The organism is Candidatus Pseudothioglobus sp. uisw_070 (assembly GCF_059512545.2).
The window spans coordinates 1,779,496-1,796,376 of the sequence record NZ_CM183456.2; the positions used below are offsets into that span (position 1 = coordinate 1,779,496).

The following is a 16,881-nucleotide window of genomic DNA, read 5'->3' on the forward strand; positions in this document are numbered from 1 at the left end:
ATATAATCAATAGTATAAGAGATTTTTATAGGATTAGGGCTTAATACTTTAACTCGCTCTTAGAGCTCACGCCCCTCAACCTCAGCAATAGTCTGCATGTCTTTATCACCTCTACCTGAGAGGTTAATAATAATAGTTTTATCACTAGACCATTGTTTGGCAAGTTTAACCGCATACGCTATAGCATGAGATGGTTCAAGCGCTGGAATAATACCTTCAACCTCTGTAAGAAGATGGAAGGCCTCTAAAGCCTCTTTGTCTGTTATTGCAACATACTCTGCTCTTCCAATATCTTTCAGATAGGCATGCTCTGGACCAACACCTGGATAATCAAGTCCAGCTGAAATGGAGTGACCCTCTATAATTTGGCCATCTTCATTTTCCATCAAATATGTTCTATTACCATGCAGCACACCGACACTTCCAGCAGTAAGCGGAGCTGCATGAGCATCTGGACCTAAGTCAATTCCACGTCCGCCCGCCTCAACACCAATAATTTTTACTGATGTATCTTCAATAAATGGATAAAAAAGCCCAATTGCATTTGAACCTCCTCCAACACATGCAATTATTGCATCTGGTAGACCACCCACTTGCTCATTAAATTGCTCTTTCGCCTCTTTACCAATAACACTTTGAAAGTCTCTCACCATCATAGGGTAGGGATGAGGGCCAGCGACTGTTCCAATAATATAATAAGTATTATCAATATTAGTTACCCAATCACGCATTGCTTCATTCAGGGCATCTTTCAGTGTTTTAGAGCCTGAAGAAACTGGCACAACCGTTGCCCCAAGTAACTTCATACGGTAAACATTCTGCGCCTGCCTAACAACATCAACTTCGCCCATATACACAACACATTCAAGGCCAAGTCTTGCAGCAATAGTTGCCGATGCAACGCCATGCTGTCCAGCTCCTGTTTCAGCAATAATTCTTGTTTTGCCCATTCTCTGAGCAAGTAAAGCTTGCCCTATAGTATTGTTGATCTTATGAGCACCAGTGTGATTTAAGTCTTCGCGTTTCAAATAAATTTGAGCACCACCAAGCTTCTTGGATAGGTTTTTTGCATGATAAAGTGGAGTTTCACGTCCCACATAATGCTTTAGATCATCCTCAAACTCTTTTAAAAAGTCAGGATCGTCTTTATATTTATCATAAGCATCTTTTAGCTCAGTGACAGCAGTCATTAGGGTCTCTGCGACAAAGACTCCTCCATATTGATCAAAATGACCTTTATCATCTGGTAGGTTATAGCTCATGAATGTACACTTCGGATAAAAGCTAATATTTTATCAATATCTTTAACCCCTGGTGCACTTTCCACTCCACTTGAGGCATCAACTGCATATGGATTTACTTGACTAATTGCATCTGAGACATTTTCTGAATTAAGACCACCAGCAAGAATAATTGGTAAATCTATATTGACTCGCGCCAGCATCCAGTCAAAAACCTCTCCAGTGCCTCCATAACTATTAGGGTTATGTGAATCGAGAAGAAGTGCGCTTGCTTCTGAAAAATTATCAGCTAATTGAACTACATTGGTCTTGGGCGTTACTCTCAAGGACTTTATAAAAGGCATTTGATATTGAGTACAATCTCCCACTACCTCGTCTCCATGAAATTGTAAAGTGTCCAGAGGGACCTCACATAAAACCTCATCAATAAAGCTTGGATTTGCATTGACAAAAAGTCCCACTCGATTTACAAATGGTGGCAGGGCTGAGACTATTTCTCGTGCTCTTTGAATATCAACATTACGCGGTGACTTATTATAAAAGACCAAACCAATTGCATCAACACCAGCTATAGCGGCGTCTCTTGCATTTTCAGCATTAGTGAACCCACAAATCTTAACTTTGGTCATCTGAATTACCATTAGCTTTTTCAAGTGCAAATTTTTTCATAGCGTTACCTAGTATTAAATGCAAATAGCTAAGAAAGCTTGAGATTTAGCTTGAGGCTTTTTTCTTAGCAGTAGTCTTCTTTTTAGCTTTTTTTGCCTTTGCTTTGGCTTTAATTTTTCCATCTATTGCTTTTTTACACTCTTCTAGAGTTAGGTCAATAGGAGCCTTATCACCAAACACTTTTTGAACTGTAACATTTTTTTGACCTTTGCCGCGCTTTTTACCATTCCAAACATACGGCCCAAAGCGTCCATTTAAAACTTGAATATCAGAATCTTCAAAGACCTTAATAATTCGTTCAGCATCAAGCTTTTCCTTAACAATAATTAGCTCAAGAGCTTCTTCTAAGGTTACCTCCTCTGGTGAGATTTCCTTTAAAGAAACATATTTTTTACCATATTGAATGTATGGGCCAAAACGCCCATAATTTGCCTTAATTGTTTCACCATCAATGGTCTCACCCACTGTTCTTGGCATTTTAAAAAGCTCAATGGCTTCAGCAAGCGTAATATTCTCTATATCTTGGCCAGTTCTTAATGACGAGAAAGTTGGTTTTTCTTCATCGTCTTGATGTCCAATCTGAGCAAAAGCACCATAGCGTCCAAAACGAACACTGACAGGTTTTCCAGAGACAGGGTCCTCACCAAGATCTCTCTTACCATGAGTCTCGTCTCTCGAAATATCTTTAGCAAGCTCAATCTGCGCATGAAAAGGCTCATAAAAATCGCGAATAACTCCTGCCCAAGGCTTTGACTCTTCAGCAATTAAATCAAAATCACTTTCAAGGTTTGCAGTAAATTCATATCCAATAATGTTGCTAAAATTTTTGACTAGAAAATCAACCAAAAGGTAGGCAACATTTGTTGGGAATAATTTATTTTTTTCAGCGCCAGTAGTTTCAGCTTGGATAGACTCTGAAATAACGCCATCTTCAATTTCAATCAACTGATAATCACGCTGAACTCCTTCTCTGGTTTCTTTCACAACATAGTTTCTATCTTGCACAGTTGTAATCATTGTTGCGAATGTTGAAGGCCTTCCAATACCCATTTGCTCAATTTCTTTAACCAATGAAGCTTCTGTATATCTTGGCTTTGCTCTTGAAAAAGACTCCTTTGAAGCTAAGTCGACTAGGGTTAGCAAATCACCTTTACTAACTTCAGGAAGAAGCTTATCTTCAGCCGCCATATAGTCATAAACCTCGAGGAATCCAGCAAAAGATAAAACCTCTCCATCAGCAATAAAATGCTCACTACGGTTTGAAATATTGATATTAATTTTAGTTTTTTGAAGTTGTGCATCGCTCATCTGAGAAGCCAAGGTTCTCTTATAAATTAACGAATACAGCTTAGTAGATTGATCATCTAAACCTAATATAGATGGCTTAGTAAGGTCTGTAGGCCTTATGGCTTCATGCGCCTCCTGAGCACCTGAAGAATTTGTCTTATATCTTCTTGTTTGATGAAACTCAGAACCAAACTTTGAAACAATAACCTCTTGAGCAGCTGTTATAGCTAGTTCAGATAAATTGAGTGAATCTGTTCTCATGTAAGTAATAGCACCTTCTCGATATAAATTTTGAGCAATCGACATGGTCTGTTTGACAGAAAAACCTAGTTTTTGAGAGGCTTCTTGCTGCAGCGTAGAGGTAATAAATGGAGCTTTAGGTGACCTCTTCGAGGGCTTAGTCTCAACTGAATTAACTTTTAATTCTGCCAATAAAACACTTTCAGCAAAAGAAAGCGCCTCTTCTTTAGATTTAAAGTCTACGCTAAGCTTAACCTCTAGAGACTGATTTGAGCTATTTTCTAAATTAGCTTTAACTTTATGGGAGCTTGTAGGATTATGAGCAGAAATTTCTCGCTCTCTTTCAACAACTATTCTTACAACTGGTGATTGAACCCTACCAGCTGATCGAGCTCCTGAAATCTTACGCCACAATACTGGAGAAATTTCAAAACCTACTAGCCTATCAATAATACGCCTAGCTTGTTGAGCATTTACAAGGTCAGTATCAATTGTTCTTGGGTTATTAATAGCATCCGTTATAGCGCCTTTAGTTATTTCATGAAAGACTATCCTCGGTGTATCTTCTGCAAGCGATAGCGCTTGCTGTAAATGCCAAGCAATGGCTTCACCCTCACGATCTTCATCAGTAGCTAGAAAGATTTTCGTTGCGGTCTTGACTGATTTTTTAAGGTCAGCAACTACTTTCTTTTTATCCGCACTGATAGCGTATGTTGGTTGAAAGTTATTCTCAATGTCAACGCCCATATCTTTCTTGGGCATATCCCTGATGTGGCCTATACTCGACTTTACAACATAATCTGGCCCCAAAAACTTTTCAATAGTTTTTGCTTTCGCCGGAGATTCGACAATAACAAGATTCTTAGACATAAAGGTTCCTACTGCAGGGTAGGGTTATCATCATAAAACACAATAGACTCTATCCATTGCGATGGCACAGATGATTCAGTGCTATTTCCGATGACCATCATAACTACCCATTTCAAGTCATCAATACTCAATTTTGAGTCCTCTAGAGACATAACCTGATCAATTACTATTTCACGTTGACTGGCATTAAGCTGGCCCATATTTTCCATAAACATTATGAAGCCTCTGGCCCTAGAATCTAATTTGGTTTTTTCATACTCACTATAAATTCGCATAGAATTATGCAAAGTATCAAAACTAGCTATTTTTCCATCTTGAAGTGCTGCAATATTTTCAAGCCAAACTAAAGCCTTCTCAATCCGGTCAGCATCAAAGCCAGCCTCTGAAAGATGCGTCTTTAAAAGATCATCATCCAACTCTTGAGAAGAGTCTTGCTCAGCAGACTCAAATAGGAAATCAAACATAAAGGTGAGTACATCAAGAATATTATTAGTCATAAAGCCTCATCAAATTAATACATGTATTTCAAGCTAACTATTACGAGATTCTTATAAACATCAAAAGAACCTATATTGCTTATTACTTGTGGGCAAAAAACACTTTTTCAACCATACATTGAGTTATATAGTGATTTGCTCGAAAAGTAAATTCTTAATTTAACCCTTATTATCCACATCTTGATCCAGATTGGGCTTTATTAAAGCAGTATTGTCATATAAACTCTCGTTTAACATGCATACCGAACTAATCCAAGTATGGTAAAATTGCAAACTTTTTTATTGGTAGATACATTATGAAAAGAACTTTTCAACCAAGCGTACTAAAACGTAAACGTAACCATGGCTTTAGAGCTAGAATGAAAACTCGTTCTGGGCGTGCTATCTTAAGTGCTCGCAGGAAAAAAGGGCGTAAACGTTTAGCTGCTTAAACTCATGACCAGCTCGCTCGCTCATGGTGCGCGTATTACAGATTCCAAAGATTACGCTCACATTTTCAAAAAAGGCTTTCATACTCAAAGTAGATTCTGGAAGGTCATAGCTAGTGATTCTGGTAAATCATTTTCAAGGCTTGGTCTTGCGATTTCCAAAAAGCAATATAAAAGGGCAGTAGACCGAAACCTTTTTAAGCGCTTAGCGCGCGAAACTTTTAGAAACAATCGGGGCGATTTAGAGTCTATTGACTTTGTCATAATGGTAAAAAAATCAGCTTGCACTGATAATATTGAAATTACTAAAGACCTCCTTTCACTTATGAAAAATGTAAAGAGCCAGGTGCAGTCAAAATGAAATTTCTACTTCTACCTCTAATTAAATTATACCAATGGATTGTTAGTCCTCTGTTAGGAAGCAACTGCCGTCACATTCCAACCTGCTCAGAGTATACATTCGATGCTATCAAATATCATGGAGCTGTCAAAGGGGTTACTCTCGGGGCAAAAAGAATTAGTAAGTGCCACCCATGGTCAGAGGCAAGTTATGATCCTGTACCAAAAAAAATTCACTCAATTAAAAATTAAAAATTTATGAACACTCAAAAATTATTTCTTTTCATTGCAATCTTTTTGACAATTTTCCTTCTTTGGGATAAATGGGAACTGACACAATCAATCGATGAAAATGGAAATATAGTAACGCAAACTGCGATAGTGGGAATTGATGCGCCATCTGCAGAGAACGACGTCCCATTAGCTGCTGAGGTTCCAGTGGCAGAAAACACATTTACAGAAGTTTCAACTCCCGTTATGGAGGACTCAAACATAAGCGGCGCATACACAACGGTTGTAACAGATCTTTTAACAGTTCAAATTTCAAATAAGGGTGGAACAATAATTAGTGCATTTCTGAATGACTACCCAACAGAATTATACTCAGACCAAACATTTGAACTACTTAGCAATTCTCCAGAGAGTATTTTCCACGCTCAAAGTGGTCTCATCCCTGCAGATCAAATGCCAACGCATCAATCTGAATTTACTTCGGAAAGACAAGAATACTTTCTACAAAACAATAATGAGCTAATTGTGCCACTTTCTTGGAAGGGAGATAATGGCATTGAAGTTACTAAATACTTCTACTTTAAGCCTGATAGTTATATCATCGAAGTAGATTATCAAATTCGAAATAACAGCTTGACTGATCAAAATGTTAGCAGTTATACGCAGTTAGCCCATGGCTCAATAATTGAGTCTAGCGGCATGGCAATGGGTATGCAAAACTTTAGTGGCGGCGCAACCTATAACGATGAAGAAGTTTTTGAGAAAATTGATTTTGAAGATTTTGACTCTACGCCAAAAACTTCATCTGTTGGTGGCTGGGCCGCAATGATTCAGCACTACTTTTTTACTGCGTGGATACCAAATGAAAGTCAAAAACATACTTACTCAACTAAAACTAGTAGAGGCAACTACCTATTAACCACAGTGAATCCAACGGTAAGAGTTGCTGCTGGAACAACAGCTAGTCTCGAAAAAAACCAGCTATATGTTGGCCCTAAAGAGCATGTGCGCCTTGAAGAGCTTGCCCCTGGCCTAGACAAAACTGTAGACTATGGCTTCCTTTTTATTGTTGCCAAACCATTGTCAATATTTCTTCATTGGATTTATAGTTTTGTTGGTGACTGGGCAATATCTATTGTTCTTTTAACTCTATCAATTAAGCTGGCTTTTTATAAGCTTTCTGAAAAATCATTCCGGTCAATGGCTGGAATGAAAAAATTAGCGCCAAGGCTTCAGAAAATTAAAGAAACCTATGAGGGTGATAAGCAAAAAATTGGTAAGAAAACGATGGAGCTTTATAGGACTGAAAAAATAAATCCTGCTGCAGGTTGTCTTCCTATCCTAGTTCAGATTCCAGTTTTTATTTCTGTTTATTGGGTTCTTATAGAAATGGTTGAATTAAGAATGACCCCATTCTTGTACTTACCTGACCTTGCGATGAAAGATCCTTATTTCATCCTGCCATTAATTATGGGTGCATCTATGTGGTTTCAGCAGCGACTTAATCCGCCTCCAGCGGACCCAATACAAGCAAAAATAATGATGATGCTGCCAGTTGTATTTACAGTTTTCTTCCTCTGGTTCCCTTCAGGCTTAGTATTGTACTGGGTAACCAATAACGTACTTTCAATTGCTCAACAAGTGTACATCAATAAAAAAATTAATGGTTAAATAAGCCCATGCACTCAAATGAAAAAGTAAGTGAGATAGCTAAAAAAATTAAACTCTTAATTGTAGATGTTGATGGAGTTCTCACTGACGGTGGGATATATTTTGACGACAACGGTGTTGAACAGAAAAAATTTGATTCGCAAGATGGTCTTGGTATTAAATTATTACAATTATCAGGAATTGAAGTTGCAGTAATCACAGCAAGAAGCACAAAATCTGTTGCTCATAGACTTAAAGGACTTGGAGTTGAACATTATTATCATGGCATACTTGATAAAAGTATTGCTCTGGAAAAACTAATAAAGAAACTTTCAATCGATCCTAGTGAGTCAGCTTATGTTGGTGATGACGTCATTGACTTACCTGTCATGACCAGGGTTGCTCTTCCAATTGCAGTAGCAAATGCTCAAGAATCTGTAAAAGATCACGCACTTATGGTTACTGAGAAGAGTGGTGGTAATGGAGCAGTTCGTGAGGTATGTAATTTCTTGTTAAAGTCACAAGATAAATATGATGCTTTAGTAAAATCTTTTCTAAAATGACATCCTTTCAATCAGAATGTTATGAGGCTTTAAAAAAAATTCCTGCTGGCAATGTAATTTCATATGGAGGTCTTGCGGAAATGATTGGAAGACCCAACGCACATCGAGCAGTTGGCAGTGCAATGAATAAAAACCCATTTGCACCAACCGTACCATGCCATCGAGTAGTTAAATCAAATGGCGAATTAGGTGGCTTTGCGGATGATATCAGCATCAAAATAAAACGCCTTCAAAAAGAAGGCGTTCATGTATCAAACAATAAGATTGTTAATTTTCAGTCTGTACTCTTTAAATCAAACTAGCGCTTCTTCCCTCTCATCTTAGAGATCATTTGAAGCTGCATCATTGACTCAGCAAGTGCTGCTTGAGTAGTAGAAATATCCTGTTCTGTCTGCAAACTAGACATAGCTTCTTCAGCGCGCTTTTTCGCTTCGAGAGCTTTTGACTCATCTAAATCACCAGCACGAATAGCTGTATCAGAAAATATTGTAACTGTGTCAGGCTGCACCTCAATGATGCCACCAGAGACAAAAATAGATTCAACACCATTTTCAGTTTCAACTCTGACTTCACCAGGTTTAAGTGTACTTATTAAAGGAACATGCATAGGGTAGACACCAATCTCGCCGTTTGTAGCTGGCGCAAATACACACTTTGCCTCACCTGAGTATATCTCCTCAGTTGCGCAAACTACATCAACGTGTATTACTGCCATTTATGATGCCTCCGATGCCTTTATTTTAACTTCTTCAATAGAGCCAGTCATGTAGAAAGCTTGCTCAGGTATAGCATCATGCTCACCATCAAGAATAGCTTTAAATCCAGAAATAGTGTCCTTCAAAGATACATACTTACCAGGAGATCCGGTAAATACTTCTGCAACAAAGAAAGGCTGTGATAAGAATTTTTGAATCTTACGAGCTCGAGATACAGTCTGCTTATCTTCTTCGGATAGTTCATCCATTCCTAGAATCGCAATAATGTCTTTTAATTCTTTATAGCGCTGAAGTACGCCTTGAACTCCACGAGCCACATCATAATGCTCTTGACCAACAACTAGCGGGTCGAGCTGACGTGAAGTTGAGTCTAATGGATCTACAGCAGGATAAATACCAAGCTCTGCAACTTGACGCGAAAGCACTACTGTCGCATCTAGGTGAGCAAATGTTGTCGCTGGAGATGGATCAGTTAAGTCATCCGCAGGAACATATACCGCTTGAATTGAAGTGATAGAACCAGTTTTAGTTGACGTAATTCTTTCTTGAAGCGCTCCCATTTCAGCTGCAAGTGTTGGCTGGTAACCAACCGCTGATGGCATACGTCCCAATAAAGCAGAAACCTCAGTTCCAGCAAGCGTATAACGGTAAATATTATCAATAAATAAAAGAACATCACGTCCTTCATCACGGAAATATTCAGCCATAGTAAGTCCAGTTAAAGCAACACGAAGCCTATTTCCTGGAGGCTCATTCATCTGTCCATATACTAGTGATACTTTATCGAGTACATTTGAGTCTTTCATTTCATGATAGAAGTCATTACCTTCTCGAGTTCGCTCACCAACACCTGCAAACACTGAGTAACCTGAGTGCTCAATGGCAATGTTACGAATAAGTTCCATCATGTTTACAGTCTTTCCAACACCAGCACCGCCAAACAATCCGACCTTACCGCCTTTTGCAAACGGGCAAACTAAGTCAATTACCTTAATGCCTGTTTCAAGCAACTCTGTAGCAGGTGCTAATTCTTCATATGCAGGAGCAGAGCGATGAATTTCCCATTCAGCCTCTGAACCAATTTCGCCAGCGTTATCAATTGGCTCCCCAAGTACATTCATGATTCGTCCCAGAGTTTTTGTTCCAACTGGCACAGTGATTGCCTTGCCTTTATCGGTAACTTCTAATCCTCGCTGAAGCCCTTCAGATCCACCCATAGCAATTGTTCTAACAACATTGTCTCCAAGTTGTTGCTGAACCTCTAAAGTAAGGTTTGCTTTAGTAACATGAAGTGCGTTATATATTTTAGGTATTGAGTCAGATGGAAACTCGACATCAATAACCGCACCAATAATTTGTGTAATTTTGCCTATACTCATTTGCTTTTCCTTTTTTTAAATCTTTAAACAGCAGCAGCGCCTGCTACAATCTCAGATATTTCCTGAGTAATAGCTGCCTGCCTTGCCTTGTTATAAATTAATTGTAGCTCATCAATCATATCACCTGCATTTTCTGTTGCGCTATGCATGGCTATCATTCTAGAAGATTGCTCACAAGCAATGTTTTCTACAATTCCTTGATAAACTAATGCTTCGATATACCTAACTAATAGTGCGCTTAGTGCACTCTCTGCATCTGGTTCATATAAATAGTCCCAGTGGTGATCCTTACTGGTTTCATCAGTAACCTCCATTGGCACAATTTGCTTGACAGTTGGGACTTGTGTCATTGCACTTGCAAACTTATTATAAGCAATCATGATTTGATCAATCTCACCTGAGTCATAGCGATCAAGCATTACTTTGATAGTACCTAAAAGATCATCAAATTGAGGCTTATCACCAATATCAGTAAGAACAGAGTTAATTTTAAGTCCAGTATTTTTAAAAAATGAAGTTGCTTTTTTACCAATCGTACAAAGCTCAACCTCAACTTTATCTGATTGCAAAGCAGCTATATCTTTTAAAAGGCTTCTAAATAAATTGGTGTTTAAACCACCACAAAGCCCTCTATCACTTGAAATAACTATAATTCCTACACGCTTTTTCTCTTCTGAAGAGGTCATATATGGATGTTTAAACTCAGAGTTAGCATGAGTCAGATGTCCAATAACATTAAGAATTTTTTCAGCATACGGACGTGAAGCGAGCATTCTATCTTGCGCTTTCTTCATCTTAGAAGCGGCAACCATTTCCATGGCCGAAGTAATCTTTTGAGTATTTTTAATACTCGAAATTTGTGTTCTAATTTCCTTGCCTACTGCCATATCTTTCTACCAGGTATTGTTAGCTTTAAAGTCATCAATAGCAGCTTGAAGTTTTGCTGATATATCATCATTGTAGTCGCCAGACTCATTAATAGATGCCATCAATGTAGCCTGATTAGCATTCATATAAGCTAAAAGTGCGCCTTCAAATGCAACAACTTTATTCGCCTCAACATCATCTAGTGCGCCAGAATTAGCAGCAAAAAGTGACGTCGCAGTTTCAGCAACATTTAGAGGGGAGTATTGTGCTTGCTTCATTAGTTCGGTTACGCGTATGCCTCGATCAATTTGAGCTTTAGTTTCAGCATCTAAATCAGATGCAAACTGAGCAAACGCAGCTAATTCACGATACTGTGCTAAGTCAAGGCGAATACTACCACCAAGCTTCTTAACAATTTTAGTTTGTGCTGCACCGCCAACTCTAGAAACTGAAAGGCCCGCGTTAATTGCTGGTCGAATACCAGAGTTAAATAGGTCTGTTTCTAAGAAGATTTGACCGTCTGTAATGGAAATTACATTTGTTGGAACAAACGCCGAAACGTCTCCAGCCTGAGTTTCAATTATAGGAAGAGCTGTCAAAGAACCTGTCTTACCTTTCACCTCTCCATTTGTTACTTTTTCTACATACTCCGCATTAACTCTTGATGCTCTTTCTAATAAACGAGAGTGAAGATAGAATACATCACCTGGATATGCTTCACGTCCTGGTGGGCGCTTTAAAAGAAGTGATACTTGGCGGTATGCCCACGCTTGCTTTGTCAAATCATCATAAACAATTAGTGCATCTTCGCCACGATCTCTGAAATATTCGCCCATTGCACATCCAGCGTAAGGAGCAATATATTGAAGAGCTGCAGAGTCAGAAGCGGCTGCAGCAACAATAATAGTATGCTCTAATGCTCCATGCTCTTCAAGCTTGCGAACTACAGTAGCAATTGAAGACGCCTTTTGTCCAATTGCAACATAGATACATTTAACGCCTGTACCTTTTTGATTAATAATGGCATCAATTGCAACGGCAGTTTTTCCAGTTTGGCGATCACCAATAATAAGTTCTCGCTGACCACGTCCAATTGGCACCATTGCATCAATCGCCTTAATACCAGTTTGAATTGGTTGGTCAACTGATTGTCTTTCAATAACACCAGGAGCAACAACCTCAATTGGGCGAGTGATAGATGTTTTTATTTCTCCCTTACCTTCTAGGTCTACTCCAAGAGGATTAACAACGCGTCCAAGCAGCTCATTACCAACTGGCACTTCCATAATTCGATTTGTACACTTAACAGTGTCGCCTTCTGAAATATGAAGGTAGTCACCTAATACAACTGCACCAACAGAATCTTGCTCAAGGTTAAGCGCTAAACCAAAAGTATTTCCTGGAAATTCTAGCATCTCACCAAACTGAGCATCTGCTAGACCATGAATACGAACGATTCCATCACTTACACTAATTACTGTGCCTTCTGTGCGAGCTTCAGCTGAAAAGTCAAACCCCTCTATTTCTTTTTTAATTAAATCACTGATTTCAGAAGCATTTAATTGCATAACTAACCTCTCTTTATAAAATTAATTTACAGACAAGGAGACGCCTAGAGCATCTACTTTTGCCTTAATTGATGTATCAATTACCTTATCACCTTCTTTAATAATGACACCGCCTTTAAGGGTCACATCAATTTCAGTTTCAACAGATACAGTTGTTTTATGTTTACTTGTTAAATCTTTAACGATTGCTTTTTGTTCGTCTTCACTAAGCTCATAAGCGCTAATAACTTTAAAGTTCTTGCTCTTGTTAGCATTAGAAACTGTCGATTCAAACGCATTAGCTATACTGCTAATTGCACTCGAACGATCGTTGTTTAAAACAAGATTAATAAAAGCCGACTCTTGTTTACTTAAATCTTTTGAAGTCATTCTTGCAATTAAAGCAGAAATTAAATCAAATTTTTGATTTTTACTTTTGCTTGGAGATGCAATAAAAGTCTTTGTATTTTTATCAGCCATAATTACAGTAGCAGCAGCTAAAAAGTCACTCCATCCTAAAACAGAGTTACTTTGTTCAGCAATTTCAAAAATCGCTTGAGCGTATGGCTTGGCAATTGTTGATAATTCCATGCTACCGTCCTAGAGTGATTTAGACAACTTAGAAAGCATATCTTTATGTGCCTTAGCATCAACTTCTTTCTCTAAAACTGAGTTGACTCCCTGCATAACCAAAGTTGAGACTTGATTTTTAAGCTCATTACGTGCCTTCACAACCTCTTGGTCTAGTTCAGACTTAGCGTGTGCTTTAATCTTATCAGCCTCTTCAGAAGCTGTGCCTTTAGCTTTATCAATCATTCCATTAGCTTGTTTATCAGCGTTTGCAATAATTTCAGCCGCTTGGGTTTTAGTGCTTTCTATTAGATCTTCAGCATTTTTCTGGGCTAAAGCATGCTCTTCTTTTCCAAGTTCTGCAGCTTTTAATCCATCTTCGATTGCCTTTTTGCGAGCAGCCATTGCCTCAACGAGTGGAGGCCAAACAAACTTCATGCAGAACAAGACAAACATGGCAAACATGATTGTTTGCCCAATGAGTGTAAGGTTAATGTTCATAACTTAATACCCTTAATTATTAAAAGAATACAATTTATCCAGCAACCGCAAACAATATATACATTGATATACCAACTGCGATCATAGGTACCGCATCAACAAGTCCCATAACAATAAACATTTGTGTTCTTAGCATTGGAATAAGTTCCGGCTGACGCGCAGCGCCTTCAATGAATTTAGCGCCAAGAATACCGATGCCTACAGCAGCGCCTAATGCACCTAAACCCATTAAGATAGATCCTGCTAAAAATAATATACTTTGTTCCATTTTTTACTCCTACTTATAAAAACTGTTTAAAAAAAATTAATGCTCTTTTTGGTGCGCCATATCCATATATACAATTACTAAAGTCATAAAGATAAATGCCTGAAGTAATACAATTAAGATATGAAAAATAGCCCACGGTAAAGACAGGCTCCACTGAATCCAGAATGGCAACAGTGCGATTAGAATGAAGATCATTTCACCTGCATACATGTTTCCAAATAAACGTAATGCAAGAGAAACTGGCTTTGCCAGTAAGTTCACCCCTTCTAAAAAGAAGTTAAAAGGCAACATCCATTTACCAAAAGGATGGAGCGTTAGTTCGCCTACAAATCCACCAAGGCCTTTTTCTTTAATACTGTAGTAAAGGATTAATATGAAAATACCGATAGACATTCCGAATGTAGCATTAGGGTCGGTTGTTGGAACCACCTTAAGGAAATCAATACCTAGAGCAACAGCTAGAGATGGAAGCCAATCAACAGGCACTAAATCCATCGTATTCATTAAGATTATCCAAATAAATGTCGTTAAAGCAAGAGGGGCAACCATAGGGTTTTTACCACTGAAAGAACCACGTACATTTTCATCAATAAATTCAATAATGCTTTCTACAAAATTTTGAAACCCACTTGGAGCGTCAATAGAAGCACGTTTTGCTGCTCTAGCAAAAAAGAATAAAAATAGCGCGCCTAAAACAAAAGAAAATCCAAGAGTATCAACATGGAAAGCCATGAAACCCATTTCTTTTGCTTCTAAAGCACTTTCAGCAAACCCCCAATGACCATCTGGAAATTTTCCGTAAGTTAAATTTTGTAAATGGTGCTTAATATAAGCGCCAGATGTTAGTTCACCACTTGCCATTATTTTTGCCTTAACCTATCTAATATAAATCCTACCTGACCAACAACTAAACTCAAACAGAGAGCTGCGGGCTCAAGTTCTAAAAAACCAAGTCCAATTAAAGCTAGTAGGATTAGAGAGAGCATCCTACTGATACTGCTGCTGATCGCCATCCTAAAGCTTTTTTGTGCATCAGCGTCAACCAATGCTTTTTGTTTTTTTGTATACCAATTAAATATCCAGGTATTGCTTAAACTTACTAAGGCACCATAAAAGGCAGCAACTGCAAAACCATCAGTGGCATAAAAAACAACAATTAAAGCTAGGAGAAAGTATTGAATAAGTGAGCTTATTGATTTCACTTTTTCGATATTCACCCTGACTATGCACAAACGAAATATTATACAATTTAATGTTTAATAGTCAAGTCCTACAAAGACAATTTATTTACTGTGAAGCAAAATTAATTTACGCAATTTATTAAAGCTTATTTTCAAAAAAGATTTAGTTGATTAAGAGCTTGAATTTATCATCTCTTCAGCAGCTATTCGAGTTTTATCACTGATTGTAATCCCACCTAAGATTCTTGCCACTTCGTCCGTCCTTTCTTTCGGACTTAGGCTTGCAACTTGGGTAAAAGTTGAGCCATTTTTTTGCGTTTTTACAACCTTCATATGATCTTGTCCCTGCGCTGCGACCTGAGCAAGGTGCGTTACACAAATAATTTGATATCGATTTGATAATTTTTTTAACATTTGGCCAACAATTTCAGCAACTGATCCACTGATACCTACGTCGACTTCATCAAATACAACTGATGGGGTGAGCTCAGTTTTACTTGTGACAACTGAAAGTGCTAGAGATATTCTTGATAACTCTCCACCCGAGGCTACTTTACCTAGTGGTTTAAAATCCTGCCCAGCGTTAGTTTTTGTAAGAATGATAATTTCCTCCATACCATTAAGCCTTACAGATCCTTCAGAAGAGTTAATGCTAAAAGTAATTTCACTCCCAGGCATTCCAAGTTTTTGCATTAAGCTTGTAACCTCTTTTGAAAGAGATTTGCTAGCAATTACCCTTTCAGCGCTCAATAACTTTGACTTAGCATAATATTCTTTCTCAAGTTTACTTTGCGCTAGTAATAACTCATTTATCTTATCGCTCGATGAGCCTAACATATTAAGATTTTCTTGCAAAGCTAATTGTGCCTCAAGTAGCCCTTGAATTTGACAATTATGCTTACGACCAAGCTCATGAAGCTCATTAATTCTAGAGCTAAGTTGAACTGAATTATCTTCTTGGCTGCTAATTTTACCGAGGTAATCTGTCAAGTCATAAATTCCTTCTTGAACTTGAAGCTGGGCACTTGCCAGTAATGAATGTATTGTGTCTAACCGCGAATCAAGCTCTTTCGACTGATTAACAATATTTTCACTTTCAATTAACACATTATTAACGCCTGATTCGTTGTCAAGAGAGTCTATTATCTTAGAAATTTTTTCAACAAGCTCGCTTGCGTTTGTGGAGACTTTATAGTCATCCTCAATATTATCTAACTCATCCTGAGTCATTTCAGCCTGAATAAGTTCATTCAGTTGATGGGTTATTAACTCTTTTTGGGCTGCAAGGAGAGAGTTATTATTTTGTAAGTCTTCAACCTCATTCTTGACCACTTGATAATTGTTGACAATATTATTTACCTCTTCACACTGCTTTTGAGTGCCGGCATAATCATCAAGTAGCAAGCGATGATGGTTCGCTCGAAGTAACAGCTGATGCTCATTTTGGCCATGCATATCAATCAAAAAACTGCCAATATCTTTTAGTGTTGATAAAGGCACATTAGAGCCATTGACGTATGAACGAGACTTTCCATCCGAAGCAATAACTCTTCGTAAGATGCATTCATTCTCATTTTCTAAATCCAAGTCCTCTAAAAAAGTTTGAAGCTCGGTTCCAGAATTCAAACTAAATGTAGCCACAATTTCAGCCTTACTTGCGCCTTTCCTAACGAGAGAGGAATCAGAACGCCCTCCAGCAACTAAACTTAATGCCTGAATTAAGATTGATTTACCTGCACCCGTCTCCCCAGTCACAACAGTCATGCCAGACTTAAACTCAACACTTAAGTCTTCGACAACAACTAAATTTTTTACATGTAAGTGCTCAAGCATATCT

General features: G+C 38.1%; 20 protein-coding genes. 6 read left to right on the top strand and 14 right to left on the bottom strand.

The genetic code is table 11. The features are described from left to right. Positions 1-59: 59 nt before the first annotated feature. The 4 genes from trpB to AC5YGD_RS08985 form a co-directional block, all read right to left on the bottom strand. Entirely contained in the window at positions 60-1,262 is a 1,203-nt protein-coding gene (trpB, locus tag AC5YGD_RS08970; RefSeq protein WP_416686925.1) for a tryptophan synthase subunit beta, read from the bottom strand. Beyond that, positions 1,259-1,882, bottom strand: a complete 624-nt coding sequence (locus AC5YGD_RS08975; protein WP_416695397.1) for a phosphoribosylanthranilate isomerase — start codon at positions 1,880-1,882, stop codon at positions 1,259-1,261. The genes trpB and AC5YGD_RS08975 overlap by 4 nt, the downstream gene beginning before the upstream one ends. 73 nt (positions 1,883-1,955) lie before the next feature. Beyond that, positions 1,956-4,307, bottom strand: a complete 2,352-nt coding sequence (gene topA / locus AC5YGD_RS08980) for a type I DNA topoisomerase (protein ID WP_496141495.1) — start codon at positions 4,305-4,307, stop codon at positions 1,956-1,958. An 8-nt stretch (positions 4,308-4,315) separates the two neighbouring features. Then, on the bottom strand, positions 4,316-4,804 hold the full coding sequence (locus AC5YGD_RS08985; RefSeq protein ID WP_416651941.1) for a Smg family protein: 489 nt from the start codon (positions 4,802-4,804) through the stop codon (positions 4,316-4,318). Positions 4,805-5,100: 296 nt separating this feature from the next. Here AC5YGD_RS08985 and rpmH point away from each other — a divergent pair, with 296 nt between their 5' ends. The 6 genes from rpmH to AC5YGD_RS09015 are packed head-to-tail and all read left to right on the top strand — an operon-like array spanning position 5,101 to position 8,317. Continuing rightward, positions 5,101-5,235 carry a 50S ribosomal protein L34 gene (gene rpmH / locus AC5YGD_RS08990; RefSeq protein WP_082344989.1) on the top strand — a complete coding sequence of 45 codons (135 nt, stop codon included), beginning with the start codon at positions 5,101-5,103 and terminating at the stop codon, positions 5,233-5,235. A gap of 4 nt (positions 5,236-5,239) precedes the next feature. Next, complete coding sequence (gene rnpA / locus AC5YGD_RS08995) at positions 5,240-5,593, top strand: ribonuclease P protein component (RefSeq protein ID WP_496141496.1); 354 nt, start codon at positions 5,240-5,242, stop codon at positions 5,591-5,593. Next, entirely contained in the window at positions 5,590-5,823 is a 234-nt protein-coding gene (gene yidD, locus AC5YGD_RS09000; protein WP_496141497.1) for a membrane protein insertion efficiency factor YidD, read from the top strand. The genes rnpA and yidD overlap by 4 nt, the downstream gene beginning before the upstream one ends. A gap of 6 nt (positions 5,824-5,829) precedes the next feature. Next, positions 5,830-7,473: a membrane protein insertase YidC gene (gene yidC / locus AC5YGD_RS09005; RefSeq protein ID WP_496141498.1), complete on the top strand. Its 1,644-nt coding sequence runs from the start codon at positions 5,830-5,832 to the stop codon at positions 7,471-7,473. Between the two features lie 8 nt (positions 7,474-7,481). Next, complete coding sequence (locus tag AC5YGD_RS09010) at positions 7,482-8,015, top strand: KdsC family phosphatase (protein WP_416677971.1); 534 nt, start codon at positions 7,482-7,484, stop codon at positions 8,013-8,015. Further along, positions 8,012-8,317: a methylated-DNA--[protein]-cysteine S-methyltransferase gene (locus AC5YGD_RS09015; RefSeq protein ID WP_496141499.1), complete on the top strand. Its 306-nt coding sequence runs from the start codon at positions 8,012-8,014 to the stop codon at positions 8,315-8,317. The genes AC5YGD_RS09010 and AC5YGD_RS09015 overlap by 4 nt, the downstream gene beginning before the upstream one ends. Here AC5YGD_RS09015 and AC5YGD_RS09020 read toward each other — a convergent pair. The 10 genes from AC5YGD_RS09020 to recN form a co-directional block, all read right to left on the bottom strand. Continuing rightward, a complete protein-coding gene (locus tag AC5YGD_RS09020) occupies positions 8,314-8,730 on the bottom strand; it encodes a F0F1 ATP synthase subunit epsilon (RefSeq protein ID WP_496141500.1) in 417 nt (138 codons plus the stop codon). The genes AC5YGD_RS09015 and AC5YGD_RS09020 overlap by 4 nt on opposite strands. Beyond that, the gene (atpD, locus tag AC5YGD_RS09025; RefSeq protein ID WP_416651954.1) at positions 8,731-10,110 is read right to left on the bottom strand and encodes a F0F1 ATP synthase subunit beta; all 1,380 of its coding nucleotides are present in this window, start codon (positions 10,108-10,110) and stop codon (positions 8,731-8,733) included. Positions 10,111-10,133: 23 nt separating this feature from the next. Beyond that, on the bottom strand, positions 10,134-10,997 hold the full coding sequence (gene atpG / locus AC5YGD_RS09030; protein ID WP_416677977.1) for a F0F1 ATP synthase subunit gamma: 864 nt from the start codon (positions 10,995-10,997) through the stop codon (positions 10,134-10,136). Positions 10,998-11,003: 6 nt separating this feature from the next. Continuing rightward, positions 11,004-12,545 (bottom strand): F0F1 ATP synthase subunit alpha, encoded by a 1,542-nt coding sequence (gene atpA, locus AC5YGD_RS09035; protein ID WP_496141501.1) that lies wholly within the window; start codon positions 12,543-12,545, stop codon positions 11,004-11,006. Between the two features lie 21 nt (positions 12,546-12,566). After that, positions 12,567-13,115: a F0F1 ATP synthase subunit delta gene (locus AC5YGD_RS09040; RefSeq protein WP_496141502.1), complete on the bottom strand. Its 549-nt coding sequence runs from the start codon at positions 13,113-13,115 to the stop codon at positions 12,567-12,569. Positions 13,116-13,124: 9 nt separating this feature from the next. Further along, positions 13,125-13,595: a F0F1 ATP synthase subunit B gene (locus AC5YGD_RS09045; RefSeq protein WP_416686934.1), complete on the bottom strand. Its 471-nt coding sequence runs from the start codon at positions 13,593-13,595 to the stop codon at positions 13,125-13,127. 34 nt (positions 13,596-13,629) lie between these two features. After that, positions 13,630-13,863: a F0F1 ATP synthase subunit C gene (gene atpE / locus AC5YGD_RS09050; RefSeq protein WP_416651967.1), complete on the bottom strand. Its 234-nt coding sequence runs from the start codon at positions 13,861-13,863 to the stop codon at positions 13,630-13,632. Between the two features lie 36 nt (positions 13,864-13,899). Beyond that, positions 13,900-14,724: a F0F1 ATP synthase subunit A gene (gene atpB, locus AC5YGD_RS09055; protein ID WP_496141503.1), complete on the bottom strand. Its 825-nt coding sequence runs from the start codon at positions 14,722-14,724 to the stop codon at positions 13,900-13,902. Continuing rightward, on the bottom strand, positions 14,724-15,065 hold the full coding sequence (locus tag AC5YGD_RS09060) for an ATP synthase subunit I (RefSeq protein ID WP_416651972.1): 342 nt from the start codon (positions 15,063-15,065) through the stop codon (positions 14,724-14,726). The genes atpB and AC5YGD_RS09060 overlap by 1 nt, the downstream gene beginning before the upstream one ends. A gap of 150 nt (positions 15,066-15,215) precedes the next feature. Then, positions 15,216-16,877 (bottom strand): DNA repair protein RecN, encoded by a 1,662-nt coding sequence (recN, locus tag AC5YGD_RS09065; protein ID WP_496141504.1) that lies wholly within the window; start codon positions 16,875-16,877, stop codon positions 15,216-15,218. Between the last annotated feature and the right edge of the window lie 4 nt (positions 16,878-16,881).

Excerpts from the sequence above, each read along its gene's own strand:
- AC5YGD_RS08985 (WP_416651941.1), bottom strand. The coding sequence starts at position 4,804 with ATGACTAATAATATTCTTGATGTACTCACCTTTATGTTTGATTTCCTA.
- rpmH (WP_082344989.1), top strand. The coding sequence starts at position 5,101 with ATGAAAAGAACTTTTCAACCAAGCGTACTAAAACGTAAACGTAACCAT.
- atpD (WP_416651954.1), bottom strand. The coding sequence starts at position 10,110 with ATGAGTATAGGCAAAATTACACAAATTATTGGTGCGGTTATTGATGTC.
- recN (WP_496141504.1), bottom strand. The coding sequence starts at position 16,877 with ATGCTTGAGCACTTACATGTAAAAAATTTAGTTGTTGTCGAAGACTTA.
- atpE (WP_416651967.1), bottom strand. The coding sequence starts at position 13,863 with ATGGAACAAAGTATATTATTTTTAGCAGGATCTATCTTAATGGGTTTA.
- AC5YGD_RS09020 (WP_496141500.1), bottom strand. The coding sequence starts at position 8,730 with ATGGCAGTAATACACGTTGATGTAGTTTGCGCAACTGAGGAGATATAC.
- yidD (WP_496141497.1), top strand. The coding sequence starts at position 5,590 with ATGAAATTTCTACTTCTACCTCTAATTAAATTATACCAATGGATTGTT.
- trpB (WP_416686925.1), bottom strand. The coding sequence starts at position 1,262 with ATGAGCTATAACCTACCAGATGATAAAGGTCATTTTGATCAATATGGA.
- atpA (WP_496141501.1), bottom strand. The coding sequence starts at position 12,545 with ATGCAATTAAATGCTTCTGAAATCAGTGATTTAATTAAAAAAGAAATA.
- AC5YGD_RS09045 (WP_416686934.1), bottom strand. The coding sequence starts at position 13,595 with ATGAACATTAACCTTACACTCATTGGGCAAACAATCATGTTTGCCATG.
- topA (WP_496141495.1), bottom strand. The coding sequence starts at position 4,307 with ATGTCTAAGAATCTTGTTATTGTCGAATCTCCGGCGAAAGCAAAAACT.
- atpB (WP_496141503.1), bottom strand. The coding sequence starts at position 14,724 with ATGGCAAGTGGTGAACTAACATCTGGCGCTTATATTAAGCACCATTTA.
- AC5YGD_RS09015 (WP_496141499.1), top strand. The coding sequence starts at position 8,012 with ATGACATCCTTTCAATCAGAATGTTATGAGGCTTTAAAAAAAATTCCT.
- rnpA (WP_496141496.1), top strand. The coding sequence starts at position 5,240 with ATGACCAGCTCGCTCGCTCATGGTGCGCGTATTACAGATTCCAAAGAT.
- AC5YGD_RS09040 (WP_496141502.1), bottom strand. The coding sequence starts at position 13,115 with ATGGAATTATCAACAATTGCCAAGCCATACGCTCAAGCGATTTTTGAA.
- AC5YGD_RS09010 (WP_416677971.1), top strand. The coding sequence starts at position 7,482 with ATGCACTCAAATGAAAAAGTAAGTGAGATAGCTAAAAAAATTAAACTC.
- AC5YGD_RS08975 (WP_416695397.1), bottom strand. The coding sequence starts at position 1,882 with ATGGTAATTCAGATGACCAAAGTTAAGATTTGTGGGTTCACTAATGCT.
- atpG (WP_416677977.1), bottom strand. The coding sequence starts at position 10,997 with ATGGCAGTAGGCAAGGAAATTAGAACACAAATTTCGAGTATTAAAAAT.
- yidC (WP_496141498.1), top strand. The coding sequence starts at position 5,830 with ATGAACACTCAAAAATTATTTCTTTTCATTGCAATCTTTTTGACAATT.